The following is a 21166-nucleotide window of genomic DNA, read 5'->3' as shown; positions in this document are numbered from 1 at the left end:
CGACATTATAGATCATTATTTACTAATCCAATTTTCGATAAAAATGAAATTATCAATATACTTACTGGCATTCATCTGCCCTATTATACTCTTATCTTCCTGCAAAAAAAATAACGACGATATTACTATTGACTCGAAATCATCGTTTACCATGGAATTTGAAAACCAGGTAAATGGCGCCGCATTAAACTTAGGAACAGCCACTTATAAAAATGCAAAAGGCGAAGATTTTAAAATAAGTACATTTAAATATTATGTAAGCAACGTTAAACTAACAAAAACCGATGGAACTGTATTTGCAGTACCCGAAAGTTATTTTTTAATTGATGCATCTAAAGACAACTCAAAACTGGTTACAGTAGCCAACATTCCAACCGGAGATTATACTAAAATTGAATATACCATTGGTGTGGATTATGCACGTAATTTTGCAGGGGCCCAAACAGGTGCTTTGGACCCTGTAAACGGAATGTTCTGGACCTGGAACAGTGGTTATATTTTCGTGAAACTGGAAGGCACATCGCCACAATCCACTGCTGCTAATAATGCTTTAACATTCCATATCGGGGGCGTATTAGATCCAAACAATACCATCAGAACTTTTTCTACAGAAATTAATGCAGCAAATCCATTAAGAATTAGAACCGATAAAAAACCTGATATGCATTTTATTGTAAATGCCGCCGCTCTTTTTACCGGTAAAACAGATGTTAGTTTTGCTACTTTAAATTTCACCATGGGTGGTGTCAATTCTGTTTTGGTAGCCAATAATTATGCAAACGGCCTATTTCGTTTAGATCATATTCATAATTAATGCTTAGGAAATTAACTGTCTTCGCAATGCTTTTTTTAAGCATTGCGTTGATGTATGCCTGTAGTAAAAATGAAGGAACGCTAACGCCAGAGGAAAAAGCAATTAAGTTTGAAAGGCCTTCTAACTTTCCGGAGCCAGCATACAATTTTGAAGATAATAAGTTAACCAATGAAGGTTTTGCACTGGGTAAAAAATTATTTTACGAGGCACGCTTATCTGCCGATAAAAGTGTTTCCTGCGGAAGTTGCCATCAGCAGTTTGCCGCCTTTACACAATTGGATCATAAGGTTAGCCATGGTGTAAACAACTGTCAGGGAAAGCGTAATACGCCTCCATTAGTTAATTTAGCCTGGCAAAAAGCATTTTTTTGGGATGGCGGTGTCAAAAACCTGGAAACTTCTCCGCTAAATGCGATTACCGATGCCTGCGAAATGGGAACGGATATTGAAACCATCGTAACTTTTTTAAAAAATACAGCACCCTATCCTGATTTATTTAAAAAAGCGTTCGGTACAACTGAAATTAATTCACAATTGATTTTAAAATCAATTACGCAGTTTACTGGTGTTTTAGTTTCTGCCAATTCCAAATATGATAAAGTTATCAGAAAAGAAGCCGGCGTTTCATTTACCGATACAGAACAAAAGGGATACGCATTATTTAAAGAAAAATGTGCTTCGTGCCATAAAGAACCATTTTTTACAGATTTTGATTATAAAAGCAACGGTCTGGATGTAACAAGTATTGACGAAGGCCGGGCGCATATCACCGGCGTAGATTCGGACAGGGGGAAATTTCGGGTACCTACTTTAAGAAATGTTGAATATACTTCGCCCTACATGCACGACGGGCGCTTTTATAGCCTGGATGAAGTACTCGAGCATTACAATTCTGGTATTAAAGCATCAGAAAATTTAGATCCACTGCTTAAAAATGGAATTCCATTAAGTGGATCAGAAAAAGAACAAATCAAAGCATTTTTAAAAACATTAACAGATTATGAATTTATTAAAAACACTCTATATAGCGAAGCGTAAATTATTGGTTTTAGTTTTTTTGCTAATCAGCGCACAAACTTTTGCCTGCGACATTTGCGGTTGCTTTATGGGTATTACGCCATACTATAACCGAAACAGCATCAGTATGTTATATCGTTATCGCTCATTTAATGGTTACGAAGGACAATCGCATTCATTATTCCCCGGTGGAAGTAGCTTTTTTATTCCGGCCAGAAGCCAGGACCAGCCCATAACAGGGCACAATAATAATCCGGCAGATTATGAGATTTATCGTTCACTTGAGATTAGAGGAAGATATTTTATTACCGATAAACTTGAAATCAATGCCATTGTGCCTTATGCATCCAATTCAGAAAGATATAATGGTTACACCTCTTCTATTTCGGGCATTGGTGATGTAAATCTCTATGCAGGTTATCATTTATTCAGAAAAATGGAAGATAATTTTAAACAGCAGTTAATTGCCGGAGCAGGTATAAAATTACCAACAGGTAAAAATGATTTCAAAAATTTTGAAGGCATTCGTTATTCTTCATTAATGCAAGCCGGTACAGGCAGTACAGATGGCTTTGTTTATTTAAACTACATGGTAGGGTTAGGAAAATTCGGCGCAAGTTTAAATACATCGTATAAGGTTAATGGCCAAAACAGCGAACAGGAAGGCATAGCCAACAGCACCACAAGTTTTCTTAACATTTTCTTTACTCAAAGAATTAATAAAGACTGGCAGGTTATGCCCTCAGCTCAATTCTTTTACGAATATTCAGCAGGTGAAAAATATAAGGGCCAGCAAACCGGAGAGCATAAAATGAATAACCTGATGGGTGGAATAGGTGCTGATATTTTCTATAAAAACATAGCCTTAAATGCAGGCATCCAAAAAAACATATGGGAAGCCAAAACCGACCACCCAATGAGTGCCGGAAAAGCATATATCGGTGTTACCTATAATTTTTAAATTATGAATAGAATAAGTTTCAAAAAAATCGGCTGCTATGCAATTATAGCAGCCGCCCTAACGGCCTGTAAAACCACGCCCGATTCTAAAGCCGTTAAAAAGGAAGTATTAAATATACACGATAAGCTTATGATTGATGGCGAAAAAGTAATTAAAAACAGGATGATTCTGGATACGGTTCTTTTATCAAAACAGGTAAGAACTGCTCAGGATTCGACCCAGCAAAAAGAAAAAATCACCAATCTAATTAATCGCTTAAACCTGGCCGACGAACAGATGATGGATTGGATGCACGAATTTAAAGATGATTACAACGGCAAAACCGAAGCACAAAATTTAGCTTACTACAAAACAGAAATGATGAAAATAAGAGGTGTAGAAGATGTATACATTAAAATCATAAGAGAATCTGATTCGGTATTAAACAGCTATCAAATAAAATCAGGTCCATTAAAAACAAATAAATAAAAAAGATGAAAAGATTAATAATCACCACTTTGATTGCTTTGGTAGCCATGCTAACTTTAAAAGCAACCGAAAATCATTTTACAAACCCCGATACACCATTAACCGATACCTTGAAAAAAGAGGGCATTGATCCGGTTTGTAAAATGAAAGTTAAAGCAGGCAGTACCAAAACAGTCGTATACAATAAAGTTGTTTACGGTTTTTGTTCAGAAAGCTGCAAGCAAAAATTTGTAAAAGAGCCTGTCAAATACACCAAAAATTAATTGATGCCATAAATAATTGTCTTCTGCAAAACAGAGGTTGTATATTTACACTTTAATATAAGAACATGAATAAAATTATCTCATCAATCGCAATATGTTTATTGTCTGTTGCACTAATATCATCTTGTAAACAAGACAGAAAACTCCCAATTTATGGCGAACGCCATGCTGAAGTTAAAAAGGATGCCGCCGGGGTAGATAAAATAGATACAGTATATCAAACTATACCTAAATGGTCATTTTTAAATCAGGACAGTACCTTAATTACAAATGCAGCTACAGAAGGTAAGGTATACGTAGCCGATTTCTTTTTCACATCATGCACAACCATTTGCCCCACCATGCACCGCAATTTAATGACGGTTTATAACGAATTTAAATCCAATCCGGATGTGATGTTCCTTTCTCATACCATTGATTTTAAGTACGACAAACCATCAGTATTAAAAAAATACGCACAAAAATTAGGTGTAGATGGGCCCAAATGGCAATTTGTTTACGGATCGAAAGATAGTGTCTATACTTTGGCTGAAAAAAGTTATTTAGTTGCTGTTGGCGAAGACAGTACGGCTAAAGATGGCTATATCCATCAGGGATATTTAGTTTTGGTAGATAAAGACAAACGCATCCGTGGTGCATACGATGGCACTAAAACAGATCAGGTAGAGCAATTAAAAAAAGATATTCCGGTATTATTAGCGGAGTACAAAAAATAAAACAATTCGTTACGGAAATACAGGAATTAAGAATAATTATTTTTTTTTATTTCTTATAAACCTGTGTTTCTGTGACAAACTAATTTTTGATTTTCAACAAAACATCCATGCGTAAATACATCATCAATTCTGTTTTTATCCTTTCTGTGGTCGCGATAATGATTTCCTGTCAAAATCAGCAGCAAATAGATTTACAAAACTACATGTCGAATGGAAAAGATATTTACGTAGCCAAATGTCAGAACTGTCATGGCGAAACCGGAGAAGGATTAGGTCAGCTTGCACCTCCATTAACAGATTCTGTTTTTTTAAAAAACAATAAAACCCGCTTAGCTTGTATTATTAAAAATGGTTTAAACGAATCCATCACCATTCACGGTAAAGAATATAAAGAGAAAATGCCGGCATTTCCAGAGCTTGCAAATATTGATGTAGCGCAGGTAATGGTTTTTATTACCAACTCTTTTGGAAACAAACAGGGTTTTGTTCATTATAATGAAGTGAGCAAAGATTTGCAGAACTGCAAGTAATCCTGACTATCGCTTTATATATAAAAAAATAAGTATTTTTTGGTGCCTTTCACTTAAAAAGCTCATATTTGCGCAAAATGCAGGTTGTTCTATCGCTGTTTCGGGTAAAATCGAGAGAGAGGAAAGTCCGGGCAACACAGGGCATCCCGCTTTCTAACAGAAAGGGATTTAGGATTGAAAACCTGAATTACGGAAAGTGCAACAGAGAGTATACCGCCACGATTTATCGGGGTAAGGGTGAAAACGTGTGGTAAGAGCACACGACATTTGCAGGCGACTGTAAATGATTGTAAACCCCGGGAGTTGAAAGACCAAATAGGCTAACGCATGTAGGGCTGCCCGTCCGATGTTAGTGGGTAGGTCGTTAGAGATAAACGGCAACGTTTATAGTGGATTAATGATAGAAGCCCAATTTATTGGGAAACAGAACCCGGCTTACAGACCTGCATTTTTTTCCTTTATCCTATATTATTTCCCACCAGGCTAAAACTTTTAAAACATTTTCCCGTTAATAGCTTAACTTATTGTATAAAAAACTATACATTAATTAAAAAATAATATATTCGCATTTCAAAATAGAATAAATAAAACCAAATGGCAAAACTGCTTATAATTGATGATGAACGTGCAATAAGAAGTACCTTAAGAGAAATTTTAGAGTATGAAAACTATGATGTAGAAGATATTGATAACGGTATCGATGGATTAGAAATGATCAAAAAAGAGAATTTCGACCTTGTACTTTGCGACATTAAGATGAATAAAATGGATGGTATGGAAGTGCTTGAGCAAGCGCTGATTATTAAACCAGACCTTCCTTTTATTATGATTTCTGGACATGGAACCGTTGAAACTGCAATAGAAGCCAGTAAAAAAGGAGCCTTTGATTTTATTTCAAAACCACCTGATTTAAACCGTTTATTAATTACGGTTAGAAACGCGCTTGATCGTGGTACTTTAGTTACTGAAACTAAAGTTTTAAAGCGCAAAGCAAGTAAAACACGCGAAATTTTAGGTGCTTCAGAAAGTATTTCTAAAATTAAAGAAACCATAGAGCGTGTTGCCCCTACAGAAGCCCGCGTATTAATCACAGGCGCCAATGGTAGCGGTAAAGAGCTGGTAGCCCGTTGGTTACACGAAAAATCAAATCGTGCAGACAGCCCTTTAATTGAAGTGAATTGTGCGGCTATACCTTCTGAATTGATTGAAAGTGAGTTATTCGGGCATGAAAAAGGTTCATTTACATCTGCTGTAAAACAAAGGATAGGTAAATTCGAATTGGCCAATGGCGGAACTTTATTTTTAGATGAGATTGGCGACATGAGCCTTTCCGCACAGGCAAAAGTATTGCGAGCATTGCAGGAGCATAAAATATCACGCGTTGGTGGCGAAAAGGAAATTGAAGTAAATGTTCGTGTTTTAGCTGCAACCAATAAAGATTTGTTAAAAGAAATTGAAGATGGTAATTTCCGTATGGATTTATACCACCGCTTAAACGTAATTAACATTCATGTGCCGCACTTAACCGAACGTACTGATGATATTCCGGTTATTGCTCAAAACTTCTTGGAAAGCATTTGTAATGATTATGGCATGCCAGTTAAAAAGATTAACGATGGCGGGATGAGTGCATTACAAGCATTGCCCTGGACCGGTAATGTACGTGAGCTTCATAATATGATTGAGCGTTTAATTATTTTAAGTGACAGGGTGATTACCGAAAACGATGTAAGGGCGTTTGCAAATCCAGGTGGTGGTACTAATATAGGCGCTGCAACCAGCGCACAAATTGCCGGGTCGGGTGGTTCAAGCTTAGCTTCTACTTTTGATAGTTTTAATAATTTCCAGGATTATAAAGACCACGCAGAACGTGAGTTTATTAAATTTAAACTGGAAAAAAATAATTGGAATGTTTCTAAAACCGCTGATGAAATTGACATACAGCGGAGTCACTTATACAGCAAAATAGAAAAATTTGGCTTGAAAAGAGCAGAATAGATATTTTGTGTCTATTGGAAGGTTTAATAGTGGATTTTATAATCAGCCTTTGAACCTTCCAATATTTTAACCTTAATGGCTATCACCTATCCCATATAATCATTCTGCCGCATTAGCAATGCCCGGTATTTATTAAAGATGGCCGTTTTAGATACAAAACCTTTATAGCGGTTAAGTTCATCCACAACCGGTAAAAGCCATACATTTTCCTGCTCCATTTTTTGAAGTACGATTTTAAGATCATCGTTTTCTTTGATGGTATTAGGTGCCGCCTGAACAAGATGATGCGCTGTTAATTCATTCTTATCAGGATTATTCATCATCTCTTTAAACAACTCTTCCGCGTAAATCAAACCTTTAAAATCATCAGTTTCATCTACAACAGCGCAGATATTCCTTTTTGATTGCAGAATGTCAGACATTCTTTCAGTAATTTTATCATTCAGATTTAGCTTAACGTAATCTTTCTCAATCAAATACCTTAACTTCATCTGATTTAAAACCGTTGTATCCTTATCTTCATACGATAAAAGTTCGCCTTTATCGGCAAGGGCTTTAGTGTAAATGGAGTGTTTTTGAGAACTGCGGTTAATGGCATAGGAAATGGCCGAAGTAATCATTAAAGGAACCATTAAAATATAGCCCCCCGTAATTTCGGCAATTAAAAATATTCCTGTTAAAGGCGCGTGCATAATCGAGCTTAAAGCTGCTGCCATGCCCGCTACAATAAAGTTAGAAACATTTAAATGTGCAATACCGGAAAGATTAATCGTGTAGGCAAACACAAAACCGATTAATCCACCCATAATTAAGCTGGGTGCAAAAGTACCACCATTACCACCAGCACCAAGCGTAACCAGGGTGGCAATAGATTTCATAAAAACGGTAACCACTGTAAATAAGACCACCAGCGCCGGAATGTTATTGTATTCAGAAAATATACTGTTATTAATTATAGCAAGGTAATCGCCCCTTAATAAACTTTTAATGGTAATGTATCCTTCACCATAAAGTGTTGGAAATAAAAAAACCATTGCACCTAACATTAAACCACCTACAATAACTTTCGTGTATGGATGTTTTATCTTATAGAAAAGTCCTTTTACGGCGTAGTTTGCTTTAGTAAAATAAATGGAGAACAGGCCAATAACGCCAGCCAGCAAAATATAATAAAATAAGGCATTCATCTGCCAGCCTTCTGTTACCAGAAAAAACAATTGCTGGGTGTAAAATACCCTGGCTACAACAGCCGCAGTTGCTGCAGATAATAATAAAGGAATAAATGCCGGAATGGTAAATTCAGGAAGTAAAATTTCAATGGCGAAAACAATACCTGCAATAGGGCTGTTAAAAGCACCGGCTATTCCTGCCGCTGCTCCACAGGCTACCAGCATGGTTATTTCCCTATAGGATAAACCCAAAAACCTACCCAGATTAGAACCTATAGCCGATCCGCTGGTTACAATAGGTGCCTCCAAACCCGTTGAGCCACCAAAGCCTACTGTAACGGCAGCAGTAATAATCTGAGAATAAATATTATGTGGTTCTATCCTGCTCGATTTTTTTGAAATGGCATACAGCAGTGGCGTTAAACCAGTTTCGAATTTACTTTTCCTGATGAAATACTTTACATAAAGCACCGTAAGCATAATACCGATTAACGGAAATAATAAGTATAGATAATATTTATACTTCCACTGCCAGTCTGACTGAAGAAATTCTTCAATGTGGTGGGTAAGTGATTTTAAAGCAGCAGCGGCCAAGCCGGCCAATATGCCAACAATAACAGCCAGGATGATGAGAAAATTACGGTTTGATATTTTAGATTTTCGGTACTGGTTTAAGCTATCAAGGTAATTTACAAATCGAATATACATTTCTTAGGAGTTTATCTGGAGCGATAATCCAAAAGTAAGAAAAACATAGCCGGAAGACAATTTTTATATCGTTAACTATGCATCAAATTTATCTAAAAGCTTAATTAAGGTTGCAAAATCTTTTGGATAAGGGGCATCAATAATAATATCCTGATCATTGAGGCCTTTAAATACCAAATGTCTGGCATGTAAAGCAAAACGTTTCATGATGGGTTGCTCCTCTTCTCCTTTGGATAATTTAAAACCTCTTTTTATAGAAGAGAGAAATACGGGTTTGCCGCGGTACATATCATCACCCACTATGGCAGCCTTCTGTGTAGCTAAGTGAATGCGGATTTGGTGCATTCTACCCGTTATAGGCTTACATTCTACCAAGGTATAATGCTTGTAATACTTTAAGGAATTAAAATAAGTTTCAGCTCTTTTTCCTTCAGCTCTATCAATGGTTACGTTTTTATTACCAGCATTTAAAATCGGTAAATCCACTAATAAATCATCGAATATTACATGCCCGTCTACAACTGCATGGTAAGTTTTATTTACCTTACGTCTTTCAAATTGCATGGAAGCATGGCGATAAGCCTCAGGATTTTTAGCAATAATTAGCGCACCAGAAGTTTCCTTATCCAGCCGGTGGCAAACCTGTGCATCATCACTATATTGTTTGGCCAACCGCAAAAGGTTAATTTCACCAGCTGCACCTCTTTCATCTAGTGATGCAAGGAACGGTGGTTTGTTTACAACAATAAAATCGTTGTCTTCGAATAAAATAAGGTCTTTAAAATTTGGAAACTTCAATATATGATAATGCTAATGAGCCGCAAAAATACGATTTATTTTTGGAGATGCCATTTAGAACAGCTTATTATCAGCTGAAATGAAATTAAAAAGACCAATATGAAATTTAGTCGCGTAAAAAAGCCGCAGATTTCTGGTTAATACAGAAATCTGCGGCCTCGTTATTTTTCTTAGGAAAGCTCAAATTTGTACCCAACACCTTTTACAGTAGACACATAAGTTTCGCCTAATTTTTCTCTCAGTTTACGAATATGAACATCGATGGTACGGTTGGTTACCACCACTGAATCTTCCCAAATATTTTTAAGGATAGATTCCCGGGTGTATACTTTACCCGGTTTTGACGCTAATAAATACAATAATTCAAATTCTTTTTTAGCCAGCACTACTTTATTGCCACCTTGAAATACTAAATAAGCTTCTCTGTCAATCACTAAATCTCCAATCTCCAACTTATTCTCTGATACCTCTTCAGAACTGCTATTTCTTCTTAAAATTGCATTTATACGACTTACCAGTGCTCTTGGTTTAATGGGCTTAGCAATATAATCATCTGCACCAACATTAAAACCTGCAATTTCAGAATACTCCTCGCTCCTTGCGGTTAAAAACACCATAAAGGTATTTTTAAACTCAGGTATTGCCCGCATTAAACGGCAGGCTTCTATCCCATCCATTTTAGGCATCATAATATCTAAAATGATTAAGTCCGGATGTACTTTTTTCGCAATTGTAATACCTTCCTGGCCATTTGAAGCTAAGAAAACCTGGTATCCTTCTTTTTTTAAATTGTATTCAATCAATTCCAGGATATCTGGTTCATCATCAACAATTAATATTTTCTGACCTGCGTTATTCATAAATTAAATATTTGTTACGAAAGTAGTGTCTCTGATGCAATATTTAGTTAAGTCAAAGTTAAGAAATTGTTAAGCAGTGAAAATAGTTTAACATTTAATTTCTTTTAAAGTAATGTTTTAGTCAAAAATGCATCTAATTCTTCTCCACGTAGGTTTTTAGCCACTATTTTACCATTCGGATCAATCAGGAAAGATGATGGTATCGCCTGCACCTGATATTTTCTAACCGTAGTGCCATTAAAGTCCTTCAGTTCACTTACATGCTGCCATGCTAAACCGTCGGCTTTTACAGCACCTAACCAAGCTTCTTTGTCCGTATCCAGTGAAATCCCTAAAATATCGAAGTTTTTGGCTTTAAATTTATTGTATACCTTAACTACATTCGGGTTTTCCTGACGGCAAGGCTGGCACCACGAGGCCCAAAAATCAAGCAATATATACTTTCCTTTGTAATCTGTTAAGTTAATGGCTTTTCCATCAGCAGTATTCATGGTAAAAGTTGGTGCAGGTTGGCCCACCTGAACAGTTTTAAGCAATTGCATTTGTTTTACAAAAGTATCAACCGTTGCATTTCCTTTAATCTGATCTTTAATTTCATCGCTGAATTTTACCAGTTCTGCTTCATATTCCTGCGGACTTAAAGTATTCATTGCATAAAAGCTGGCAAGTGTACCTTTGTTATCTGCGGCAAATTTTATAACAGCATTATTAAGTTGTTTAATATAAGATTCGTATTGAGGGCGCATGGCATCCAAAATAGCGGCTCTATTTTGAGGTTGTGCGGCAACTTTAGCATCAAAATCTTTTTGAATTCCTTCTACCTGTTTGGCAAAATTGTTTCTAAGGCCATTCAGTTCCGAAAGTTTATCAACTTCATTTGCGCCCGAAATTTTATAAGCAAGTGTTTTATCCGCTAAATCTGCTTCCAGTTTAATATTATCGCCATTTTTTGCAATTAACATAAATTCATGATTGCCAATAGATACCCTGAAAAAATCTACAGACGGCGTTTTACGGATAAATTTAAATTCACCTTTTTCTGATAAAACAGTAGAATCAATAGCAATCATGTTGCTGCTTTTCATTCCGAATAAAAATACTTTTTTCTCTGCTCCTGGATTTTGGAAAGTTCCATCTATTACAAAACTATCTTTTGGCTTACAGGCTGCAAATGCAACGGCAATAAGCGCAATCAGGCTTAATTGTTTTAATTTCATTATTATTTCAGTTTTTCAATTATCAATTCATTTATTTTTTTAGCATCTGCCTTGCCTTCGGCCATTTTCATCACCTCTCCAACAAATAAGCCTAAAACGCCTTTTTTACCCTTTTTGTATGCCTCAACCTGTGCGGCATATTTATTTAAAACTTCATCTATAAAAGCTGATAATTCATCTCCATTATCAGAAATCAACAGGTTTAATGAGGCGGCTAATGCTGATACGGTTTGATTTTCTTGTCCTTCAATTGCAGGCAATAATTGTTGTATGGCAATTTGCTGGGTTAACTTTTTATCATCAACTAAATTAATGGCTTCTGCCAGTTGCTTAGGTTTCACCTTAAAATCGGCAATTCCTACTCCTTTTTCGTTTAACAACGCTCTAACCGGACCGATTAGCCAGTTAATTAACGTTTTTTTATGGTTAACGGATGGCGATGCCGCATTAAAATAATTCAACAAATCAATATCCTCCGCAAAAAGTGTTGCATCAGCCCTATTAATCCCGAATTCGGAAATTAATTGTTTTGAAATTTCATTTGGCAAAGCAGGCATGGCTGATTTTATTTCAGCAAGCCATTCATCCGAAATCTGTATCGGTTGTAAATCAGGATCGGCAAAATAACGATAATCGTTTGCTTCTTCCTTGGTACGCATAGGTGAAGTTGTGCCTTTATCGGCATCAAAGTTTAAGGTACTCTGAATAATTTTCCCACCCTCTGAAATAACTTCTACCTGTCGACTAAACTCAAAATCTATTGCTCTGCGTACATTACGCATAGAATTTAAATTTTTAACCTCGCAACGGGTACCAAACTCGCTGGCACCAAACGGGCGTATGGAAATATTTGCATCGCAACGTAAGCTACCTTCCTCCATGTTCCCATCACTCACATTTAAATGCCTCACCAGTTTCCTGATTTCACTTAACAAGGCTGAAGCTTCTTCAGCTGTTCTAATGTCAGGCTCGGTTACAATTTCAATTAAAGGTACGCCCGCACGGTTTAAATCTACAAACGAGTAATTTTCATCCTGATCGTGAATGCTCTTACCGGCATCTTCCTCCAGGTGGATTCTGTTAATGCCAATTTTTTTTGTAGAACCATCACCAAGTTCCACCTCTAAGAAACCATTAATACAGATGGGTTGGTTGTCCTGTGTAATCTGGTAGCCTTTTGGTAAATCTGCATAGAAATAGTTTTTTCGATCGAAAAAATTAAGCTGGTTTATGGTACAATTCAGGGCTAAACCAATTCTGATGGCTTTAGCCACTACTTCTTTATTTAACTTAGGCAACGCGCCTGGTAAAGCTAAAGAAACAGTAGAGATATTTTGATTAGGCAAAGCACCAAAAGAAGCACTGTCAGCAGAGAAAATTTTAGTATTGGTATTTAACTGAACATGTATTTCCAGTCCTGAAACGAGTTCGAATTTGTTTGGTTCTGTACCTAAACTCATATTTAAATTATGCGGTTTAACGATGTTGTGCAGGCAAATATAGTTAAATACTGTTAAAACAGTCCGGGCTAATTAAACTACCGTGTAATCCTATTGTCTGATTAGTAATTAACACAGAAAAGAAACCTTTAATTTAAAACGTCATGAAAAAAATATTTTTAATCGCTGCAATAATGATGGTTTCACTATTCAGTATAAATGGTGCAAAAGCACAGGTAAGTTTAAGTATAAATATAGGTTCACAACCACTATGGGGTCCAACTGGCTACAACCATGTAGATTATTACTATTTACCTGATATCAATGCTTATTATTATGTGCCATCAGGTCAGTACATTTATTTGAACAATGGCCGTTGGGTTTGGGTAAACAGCCTGCCTCCAATGTACTCCAATTTTAATTTATACAATGCTTATAAAGTGGTTATCAATAAACCGAAACCATATTTGCAAAATAATATATACGTATCGCAATACGGCAAGTATAAAAATTATGGTGGCAAACAAACAGTTATAAGAGATAGTCGCGATTCCAAATATTATGTGGTTAAAGGCCATCCAAATTATAATGGCAATAACAGACCAAATAATGTTCAGGTAAACCGCCCTACTAATAATAACAGGCCCAGCCGTAACAATCAGGTTGCTAAACCAACAAACAATAATCAAAGGCCAGGAAGAGAAGCGAATAACAATGGCCGAGGAGAAAGAGGTGGAGAGCAGCGCAAAGGCAATGAGCGTCATTAAAAGATTTTTTGGTTGATTAATTTAAAAAAGGGATTTCGGAAGATTTCCCTTTTTTTATATCAATCAATGTGTGCATACCAAATAAAGGCACTGAAAATTAGATAAATGCAGCTTTATTAAGTACATCTTTCAGTTAAATTTTGTTAAAATAAACAGTAATAATTAAAGTGGCACGTAAAATGAATAGGTTAATAACAACACATAAAAAACCTTTAAATCTAAGAAAATGAAAAAGTTACCTTTAATTGCTGTAATTATGATGATTTCATTATTCAGCTTAAATAGTGTAAAAGCCCAATTAAACATTAATGTTAATATTGGTTCGCAACCACTTTGGGGGCCTACAGGCTACGATCATGTTGATTATTATTATTTGCCTGATGTAGAAAGTTATTATTACGTACCCAAAAAACAGTTTGTTTACTTAAATGGTAACGATTGGGTATTCGCTAATAATCTGCCTTCTCGTTATGGAAATTATGATTTGTATAACGGATATAAGGTTGTAATTAATTCTCCAAAACCATATTTAAACTTCAAAAACGATAAAGTTAAGTATGAAAAATATCGTGGAAATGGTAAAAAGCAGGTTATTATCAGAGATAGTAGAGAAGAAAAATACTATGTTGTAAAAGGTCATCCCCACGGAATGCCTCCCGGACAAGCAAAAAAAATGTATGGTAAAAACAACAAAGAGTATAATAAAGGCAAAGGTCACGGCAACGGTAAAGGCGAGGGACATGACAAACATTAAATTTTTTATTAACTAATTTTAAAAGAGGGATTTCGAGAGATTTCCCTTTTTTTATATCTCTGTTACAATAGAAATTTTGGCACAGCGTTTGAATTTAAATTGGTACACACAAATACTATAGATTATGAAAAAGTTATTAATCATCTCCGCGATTGTAGGTATCGTGGCTTTAACATCTAATCAATCTCACGCTCAGGTTAGTTTAAACATAAATATCGGTTCGCAGCCTGCATGGGTTCCGGCAGGTTATCAAAATGTAAACTATTATTATCTGCCAGAAGTTCAATCTTATTATTATGTTCCGCAAAGGCAGTTTGTTTATTTAAGTGGAAACCGATGGATCAGATCGAGTTATTTACCAACCAGGTACAGACATTATGATTTAAACCACGGACGCAAAATTGTAATGTATGGTAATAATCCTTACAGAAGTTACAATACACACCGCGTTAGATATGCCAATAACGTTCATTATACCAACAGTTATTATGGAGGAAGAGGTCCGGCAAGAAATAATTCTTATAGAAATTACAGGCCTGACTACAAGCACTATAATAATGGTAAACATGATAATAGAAATCAGAACCGTTATGGAAATAATCATTCTTCCAGAGGAAACAGAGGAAGACATTAAAATAAAAAAAGAGGCTTAAAGCCTCTTTTTTTATGATTAAATTTCTTGAAATCTTTATAATGCTACTTAAGAAATTAATTGCTCTGCTTTTTCCAGAATGGATTTTAATCCAGCCGGATTTTTACCACCAGCCGTTGCATAAAAAGGTTGTCCACCGCCCCCGCCCTGGATTTCTTTAGCCAGCTCGCGTACAATGTTCGAAGCATTTAATCCTTTATCTTTAATCAGGTTATCTGATAACATGACTGTAACGCCCGGTTTACCATCAATCTCTGTAGTAAATACCAACAATAGGTTATCTACTAAGTCTTTTACAGCAAAGGCAAGGTTTTTCACCGCATCTGCACTTGGTAAATCAATGTGGGCAGCAACTAAATTCACATCATTAATGGTTTTCATGTGATGAACAATCTCATGTTTAAGGGTGTTTACCCTTTCATTTGTAGACTTTTCTATCTCCTTTTTAAGTTTAGTATTTTCATCCAACAAAGCCTGTACAGAAGCGGCTAAATCTTTACTTCCATTTAATAGTGTTTTTAGATGCGCGATTTCATTGTTCTGATCTAAGAAATATTGCTCTGCCTTATCTGCGGTAATGGCCTCGATCCGACGAACACCTGCTGCAACAGCACTTTCTGCTATAATTTTAAAAAATCCGATTTGTCCGGTTGCTTTTACGTGGGTACCACCACATAATTCTTTTGAAAAATGGTCGTCAAAAGTAATCATTCGAACAAAATCGCCGTATTTCTCTCCAAACAACGCTGTTACCCCACTTTCTATAGCATCCTGGTAAGGTACATTTCTTTGTTCTTTAAGTTTAATGTTTGCCCTGATTTTGAGATTAACAATTTGTTCTATCTGTGCCAACTCTTCATCTGTTACTTTAGAGAAGTGAGAAAAATCGAAACGCAGATAATCCGGATTCACCAACGATCCTTTTTGGTTTACATGCTGGCCCAAAACCTGTTTTAAAGCGGCATGAAGCAAATGCGTAGCCGAGTGGTTATCTTCGGTTAAAACGCGCTTATCTTCATCAACAACAGCCCAAAACTTGCCTTCTAAATTATCCGGCAGGATATCCGTAAAATGTACCGTTAAACCATTTTCCTTTTTAGTATCGGTAATATCAACCCAAAACTGACGGCTGTGGTCTTCCAATCTTCCGGTATCGCCCACCTGGCCACCACTCTCTGCATAAAATGGCGTTTGGCGTAAAACAATCTGATATTGTTCTTTACCTTTTGCTTTTACCTTACGATATTTTAATATTTCGGTTTCAATCTCCAGGTCATCATAACCTACAAATTCACTTTGATCATCTGCATTTACAATAATCCAGTCGCCTGTATCAATAGCAGTGGCCGCGCGGCTATCATCTTTCTGTTTTTTTAGTGCCTGCTCATATGCAGTTAAATCAACTATCCAGCCTTTTTCTTTAGCCATTAACTCGGTTAAGTCAATCGGAAAACCAAATGTATCTGATAATTCGAAAGCAAAACTACCTTCAATTACATTATTAGTTGCCTGGTATTTTTCGAAACGCTGTATCCCTGTAGATAAAGTTCTCAAAAAGGAAACCTCTTCTTCCAATACTACTTTCTGGACGAAATCCTGCTGCGCATACAATTCGTCAAAAACACCTTTAAATTGTTCGGCTAATAAAGGAACCAATTGATTTAAAAATGGCTCTTTAAAGTTCAGGAAAGTATAAGCATAACGTACAGCACGGCGTAAAATTCTGCGAATCACGTACCCTGCTTTATTATTAGATGGCAATTGCCCGTCGGCAATCACAAAAGAAATGGCCCTGATGTGATCAGCCATTACACGCATAGCAATATCCGTTTTTTCGTCTACACCATATTTAATACCCGATTTTTCAGCAATAAACTGAATTAAAGGCTGGAAAACATCTGTATCGTAATTTGAAGTTTTTTCTTGTAAAACCCGAACCAAACGTTCAAAACCCATTCCGGTATCAACATGTTTAGCAGGCAAACTTTGTAATGAACCATCTTTTAAACGGTTAAACTGCATAAATACATTGTTCCAGATTTCTATAACCTGCGGATGATCTGCATTTACCAGCGTTGCGCCATCAACAGCCCCTTTTTCTTCATCAGTACGGCAATCAACATGGATTTCAGAGCAAGGACCACACGGGCCTGTATCGCCCATTTCCCAAAAGTTATCTTTCTTGTTGCCTGGTAAAATATGGCTTTCATCTACATATTGTTTCCAAAGGTCATATGCCTCCTGGTCTTTTTCCAGACCTTCTTTTTCATCACCTTCAAAATAAGTTACGTATAATTTATCTTTTGGAATTTTATAAACCTCGGTTAATAACTCCCAGCTCCAGGCAATGGCTTCTTTTTTAAAATAATCGCCAAAACTCCAGTTGCCAAGCATTTCAAACATGGTGTGGTGGTAGGTATCGATCCCTACTTCCTCTAAATCGTTATGTTTACCCGAAACACGTAAACAGCGTTGAGTATCTACAACGCGTGCGTATTTAATTGGAGCTTCTCCTAAGAAAAGATCTTTAAACTGATTCATACCGGCATTGGTAAACATCAATGTTGGGTCGTTTTTAACCACAATTGGTGCCGATGAAACAATATGATGTTGCTTTTGTTCAAAAAAACTAAGGAATGCTTGTCTGATCTCTTTTGCTGTCATTACATATAATATTGAAGCAACAAAATTAAAATTTTATTGCGTTAATCAGGAAAAATCGAGCTACATTTGAACACTTTAATTAATCGATATAAAACACTCATAATCAAGCACAAATTATGCCGTATAAAGAAAGAGACATTAATAAAATGTATTATACCATGGGCGAAGTGACTGAAATGTTTAATGTAAACGCGTCACAAATTCGTTTTTACGAAAAAGAATTCGACATTCTTCAGCCTAAGAAAAACAAAAAAGGCAATCGCCTCTTTACTCCTGAGGACATTGAAAACCTTAAAATAATTTTTAACCTGGTTGATGAAAAGGGCTTTACTTTAAAAGGTGCGAAAGATTATTTAAAAAATAATAAAGGTGATGTGAAAGAGAACCAAAAAATTATTGATTCTTTAGAAAAATTAAAAGGATTTTTAGTTAATCTTTCTCAAGAACTATAAAAGTAAACTTTATTATACAACTTATAAAAATTTTAATTACATTTATGATGTAAACAAATCACTCTATATTTTTAACGTCCCGGTTAACGCCAGCTCATGAAAATATTTAGTTTTTTGTTATTATTAATAGCAACAGCTCCGCTCTTTGCTCAAAACAACCTGGGTCCACGGCTTACTGCCATGGGTAATAATGGAGCTTCAGTAACCGATATATGGTCTTTGCAAGCCAATCCGGCAGGCATAACTGGAATAACCAGTACATCCATTTCTCTAAATTACACCCGCCATCTTTTCAGTAATGAGGTAAGTACACAGTCATTTGCTGCTGTAGCTCCATTTAGCAATAATTATGTAGGACTAAGCTTTCAACGATATGGCTTATCTGATTACAATGAAATGAAAGTGGGGTTTGCTTATGCTAAACAATTTCATAAAAAGCTGTCCATTGCATTAAACATCAATTATTTTCAAGTTAAAATCACCAACTATGGTGCATCTTCTGGTTTTTCTGTAGATGCTGGTGTGCGCTATCATTTTAATGAACACTTAACCTTCGGGGCTTTTGCAAGTAATCCCTCCAAACAAAAATACAGCAATAAAGAAATTGAGGCAAAAATCCCGTCATCCTTTAATATCGGTGTAAGCTACGTCCCGTCAAACCGGATATTAATTGCAGCTACCGTTGCAAAAATATTAAAAGAACCAATTGATGTAAGCATTGGGCTCGACTATAAAATTCTTGATTTATTAAGTCTACGTGCAGGTTTAAGTGCTAAACCATTTAAACAGTATGCGGGGTTTGGGCTTAATTATAAAAAGTTCTCAATGGATATGGCTACTGCTTATGATCCAAATCTTGGCTATACACCTCAAATCGCTATTGGTTATGCGTTTTAAAAAATTGTTAATCGCCCCGCTCCTGTTTGGTTTCCTTACTGCAAATGCGCAAAATAATGAACAAACAGTAATTCATGATATTATTGAAAGTGTAGCTGAAGATTTGCCTGATGATTACGACCTTACAGAATTAACGGAAATCTTGTCAAAGCTTAAAAAACATCCTGTTAATCTGAATAAAACCAATCCTGATGAACTTAAAGCTTTCATTTTCCTTTCTCCGTTGCAAATCAGTAATTTCTTCGAATATCTGAAAGAAAATGGAAATCTTGCTGATGTTTTGGAACTGCAGGCGATAGATGGGTTTGATGTTAAAACGGTTCAAAACTTACTTCCTTTTGTAACCTTAACCGGAAATACCGAATTCGAAAAACTCACCTTTAAAAATATAGCTAAACTTGGCGAAAACGATTTAATCACCAGGTTTGCACAAACATTAGAAAAGCAAAAAGGCTTTACAGATTTACCCGGAAGCAGCTATTTAGGTTCACCAGAAAAATTTCAACTGCGTTACCGGTATACTTATAGCGCCATTGCTTCTGCAGCAATTACACTTGAAAAAGATGCCGGTGAAAAATTTATGAGTACTCCCACCGATTTCTTCTCTGGCGGTATAGCATTATTCAAGCTTGGCCGTATAAAAAAAGTTGTTTTAGGAGATTACACTTTGCAGTTTGGCCAAGGTTTAACACTATGGTCGGGATTTGCTTTTGGTAAAGGTCCTGACGTAACAAGCGTTGCAAAAAAAGATTTAGGCTTACGACCTTATACCTCAACAAACGAATATTCATTTTTCAGGGGAATTTCGGCCACAATAAACGTATACAAAAATATAGATGTTACGCCTTTTGTATCCTTTAGAAAATTAGATGCCCGCCAGGACTTTGATTTAAATGGAAATTTAGTCCAATCAACCATAAATCAAACGGGTTTACACCGAACTCCAAGCGAAATTACAAATAGAAATATTTTAGGTCAACAAATATATGGTGCAGTATTACAATACAATAAAAGTGAATTAAGCATTGGTTTTATTGGTTATCAAAGTAAATACAGTAATTCTTTCATCACACAAAATGTAGTTTATGATCATTTTAGTTTTACCGGCAATAGCTTAACCAACTTAGGTTTACATTACAACTATACCTACAAAAATTTTTATTTTTTTGGCGAAGCCGGAAAGAGCTTAAATAGTGGGATTGCTTATATTAATGGTGCTTTAATTAGCTTGTCATCCATCACATCTGCGGCTATAGTTTATCGTAATTATTCTAAAAGTTATCACAATTTTTTCAACCAGCCAATGGCTGAATCCGGAGAGGCTAACAATGAAAAAGGTGTTTACGCCGGACTCAACATTATACCTGATAAACGCTGGGCCTTTTCATTTTATGGAGATTATTTCCAGTTTCCCTGGTTAAAATATAGAATTAATGCACCATCTAAAGGTTATGAACTATTAGCACAAGCTATTTACACACCAAGTAAAACACTGAAAGTACTGGCAAGGTTTAAAACAGAAAACAAGCAACAAAATACAGACCTTGATGTACCCATTAACTTTTTAGAAGAAGTAAAAAAAGAAGCTTATCGTTTAGAAGTCAACTGGCGTTTGAATAGAAGGATCAGCTTTCAGCACCATGCCGAAGTTTCACAATATAAGAAAGGCCATATACCAAGAGAATTTGGTTACTTAATTTATCAGGATGTAAATTACGCCCCTCCATTCTCGAAGATTTCAGGAAATTTCAGACTTGCCTATTTCAATACACCGAGTTACAACAGTCGTATTTATGTTTACGAAGATGATGTTTTATACAGCTTTGCTTTTGGTATGTATAGTGGCAAAGGTTATAGAACGTACTTTAACATTAAATATGATGTAGGTAAAAAGATTAATTTTTGGTTGCGGTATGCTTTGTTTTATTATAAAAATGTAGAAAGTATAGGTTCATATTTAGATGAAATTGAAGGCAATAAAAAGTCGGAAATTAAGATTCAAATCCGTTATCAGTTTTAAATT

Annotated in this window: 20 protein-coding genes and 1 other RNA gene; 15 read left to right on the top strand and 6 right to left on the bottom strand. The window is 35.9% G+C overall.

Features of this window, described 5'->3' with window-relative positions:
- The first annotated feature begins 43 nt into the window (after positions 1–43).
- From R2Q77_RS09250 to R2Q77_RS09210, 9 genes are all read left to right on the top strand, one after another.
- The gene (locus tag R2Q77_RS09250; protein ID WP_316803437.1) at positions 44–814 is read left to right on the top strand and encodes an MbnP family protein; all 771 of its coding nucleotides are present in this window, start codon (positions 44–46) and stop codon (positions 812–814) included.
- A gap of 26 nt (positions 815–840) precedes the next feature.
- Positions 841–1851 (top strand): cytochrome-c peroxidase, encoded by a 1011-nt coding sequence (locus R2Q77_RS09245; RefSeq protein WP_316803436.1) that lies wholly within the window; start codon positions 841–843, stop codon positions 1849–1851.
- A complete protein-coding gene (locus R2Q77_RS09240; RefSeq protein ID WP_316803435.1) occupies positions 1814–2791 on the top strand; it encodes a transporter in 978 nt (325 codons plus the stop codon). Before R2Q77_RS09245 ends, R2Q77_RS09240 begins: the two co-directional genes overlap by 38 nt.
- Positions 2792–2794: 3 nt before the next feature.
- Positions 2795–3259 (top strand): hypothetical protein, encoded by a 465-nt coding sequence (locus tag R2Q77_RS09235; protein ID WP_316803434.1) that lies wholly within the window; start codon positions 2795–2797, stop codon positions 3257–3259.
- A gap of 5 nt (positions 3260–3264) precedes the next feature.
- On the top strand, positions 3265–3522 hold the full coding sequence (locus tag R2Q77_RS09230; RefSeq protein WP_316803433.1) for a YHS domain-containing protein: 258 nt from the start codon (positions 3265–3267) through the stop codon (positions 3520–3522).
- A 65-nt stretch (positions 3523–3587) separates the two neighbouring features.
- A complete protein-coding gene (locus R2Q77_RS09225) occupies positions 3588–4238 on the top strand; it encodes an SCO family protein (protein WP_316803432.1) in 651 nt (216 codons plus the stop codon).
- A 107-nt stretch (positions 4239–4345) separates the two neighbouring features.
- Positions 4346–4768, top strand: coding sequence for a cytochrome c (locus R2Q77_RS09220; protein ID WP_316803431.1), 423 nt, complete (start codon positions 4346–4348; stop codon positions 4766–4768).
- Between the two features lie 76 nt (positions 4769–4844).
- Positions 4845–5222, top strand: an RNA gene (gene rnpB / locus R2Q77_RS09215) — RNase P RNA component class A.
- 140 nt (positions 5223–5362) lie between these two features.
- Positions 5363–6766, top strand: coding sequence for a sigma-54 dependent transcriptional regulator (locus R2Q77_RS09210; RefSeq protein ID WP_316803430.1), 1404 nt, complete (start codon positions 5363–5365; stop codon positions 6764–6766).
- A gap of 86 nt (positions 6767–6852) precedes the next feature.
- On the opposite strand, the gene R2Q77_RS09205 is transcribed toward R2Q77_RS09210, so the two are convergent.
- From R2Q77_RS09205 to gatB, 5 genes are all read right to left on the bottom strand, one after another.
- Entirely contained in the window at positions 6853–8643 is a 1791-nt protein-coding gene (locus R2Q77_RS09205) for a chloride channel protein (RefSeq protein ID WP_316803429.1), read from the bottom strand.
- A 75-nt stretch (positions 8644–8718) separates the two neighbouring features.
- Entirely contained in the window at positions 8719–9441 is a 723-nt protein-coding gene (locus R2Q77_RS09200) for an RluA family pseudouridine synthase (RefSeq protein ID WP_316803428.1), read from the bottom strand.
- Positions 9442–9611: 170 nt separating this feature from the next.
- Positions 9612–10301, bottom strand: a complete 690-nt coding sequence (locus R2Q77_RS09195; protein ID WP_316803427.1) for a response regulator transcription factor — start codon at positions 10299–10301, stop codon at positions 9612–9614.
- A gap of 104 nt (positions 10302–10405) precedes the next feature.
- Positions 10406–11518 carry a TlpA disulfide reductase family protein gene (locus R2Q77_RS09190; RefSeq protein ID WP_316803426.1) on the bottom strand — a complete coding sequence of 371 codons (1113 nt, stop codon included), beginning with the start codon at positions 11516–11518 and terminating at the stop codon, positions 10406–10408.
- Between the two features lie 2 nt (positions 11519–11520).
- Positions 11521–12978, bottom strand: a complete 1458-nt coding sequence (gene gatB, locus R2Q77_RS09185; RefSeq protein WP_316803425.1) for an Asp-tRNA(Asn)/Glu-tRNA(Gln) amidotransferase subunit GatB — start codon at positions 12976–12978, stop codon at positions 11521–11523.
- 143 nt (positions 12979–13121) lie between these two features.
- Here gatB and R2Q77_RS09180 point away from each other — a divergent pair, with 143 nt between their 5' ends.
- The 3 genes from R2Q77_RS09180 to R2Q77_RS09170 all read left to right on the top strand — a co-directional run bounded on the left by R2Q77_RS09180 (position 13122) and on the right by R2Q77_RS09170 (position 15112).
- Positions 13122–13724 (top strand): hypothetical protein, encoded by a 603-nt coding sequence (locus R2Q77_RS09180; protein WP_316803424.1) that lies wholly within the window; start codon positions 13122–13124, stop codon positions 13722–13724.
- A 226-nt stretch (positions 13725–13950) separates the two neighbouring features.
- A complete protein-coding gene (locus R2Q77_RS09175; RefSeq protein WP_316803423.1) occupies positions 13951–14478 on the top strand; it encodes a hypothetical protein in 528 nt (175 codons plus the stop codon).
- Positions 14479–14602: 124 nt separating this feature from the next.
- Positions 14603–15112, top strand: coding sequence for a hypothetical protein (locus R2Q77_RS09170; protein ID WP_316803422.1), 510 nt, complete (start codon positions 14603–14605; stop codon positions 15110–15112).
- Between the two features lie 66 nt (positions 15113–15178).
- On the opposite strand, the gene alaS is transcribed toward R2Q77_RS09170, so the two are convergent.
- Positions 15179–17794, bottom strand: a complete 2616-nt coding sequence (gene alaS / locus R2Q77_RS09165) for an alanine--tRNA ligase (RefSeq protein ID WP_316803421.1) — start codon at positions 17792–17794, stop codon at positions 15179–15181.
- Positions 17795–17910: 116 nt separating this feature from the next.
- Here alaS and R2Q77_RS09160 point away from each other — a divergent pair, with 116 nt between their 5' ends.
- The 3 genes from R2Q77_RS09160 to R2Q77_RS09150 all read left to right on the top strand — a co-directional run bounded on the left by R2Q77_RS09160 (position 17911) and on the right by R2Q77_RS09150 (position 21163).
- A complete protein-coding gene (locus R2Q77_RS09160) occupies positions 17911–18246 on the top strand; it encodes a MerR family transcriptional regulator (RefSeq protein WP_131537154.1) in 336 nt (111 codons plus the stop codon).
- A 96-nt stretch (positions 18247–18342) separates the two neighbouring features.
- Complete coding sequence (locus tag R2Q77_RS09155) at positions 18343–19143, top strand: hypothetical protein (RefSeq protein WP_316803420.1); 801 nt, start codon at positions 18343–18345, stop codon at positions 19141–19143.
- The gene (locus tag R2Q77_RS09150) at positions 19133–21163 is read left to right on the top strand and encodes a helix-hairpin-helix domain-containing protein (protein WP_316803419.1); all 2031 of its coding nucleotides are present in this window, start codon (positions 19133–19135) and stop codon (positions 21161–21163) included. The genes R2Q77_RS09155 and R2Q77_RS09150 overlap by 11 nt, the downstream gene beginning before the upstream one ends.
- The last annotated feature ends 3 nt before the right edge of the window (positions 21164–21166 follow it).

Source organism: Pedobacter nototheniae (assembly GCF_032678625.1).
Taxonomy (GTDB): Bacteria; Bacteroidota; Bacteroidia; order Sphingobacteriales; family Sphingobacteriaceae; genus Pedobacter; species Pedobacter nototheniae_A.
This window is presented reverse-complemented; position numbering and strand designations above follow the sequence as displayed.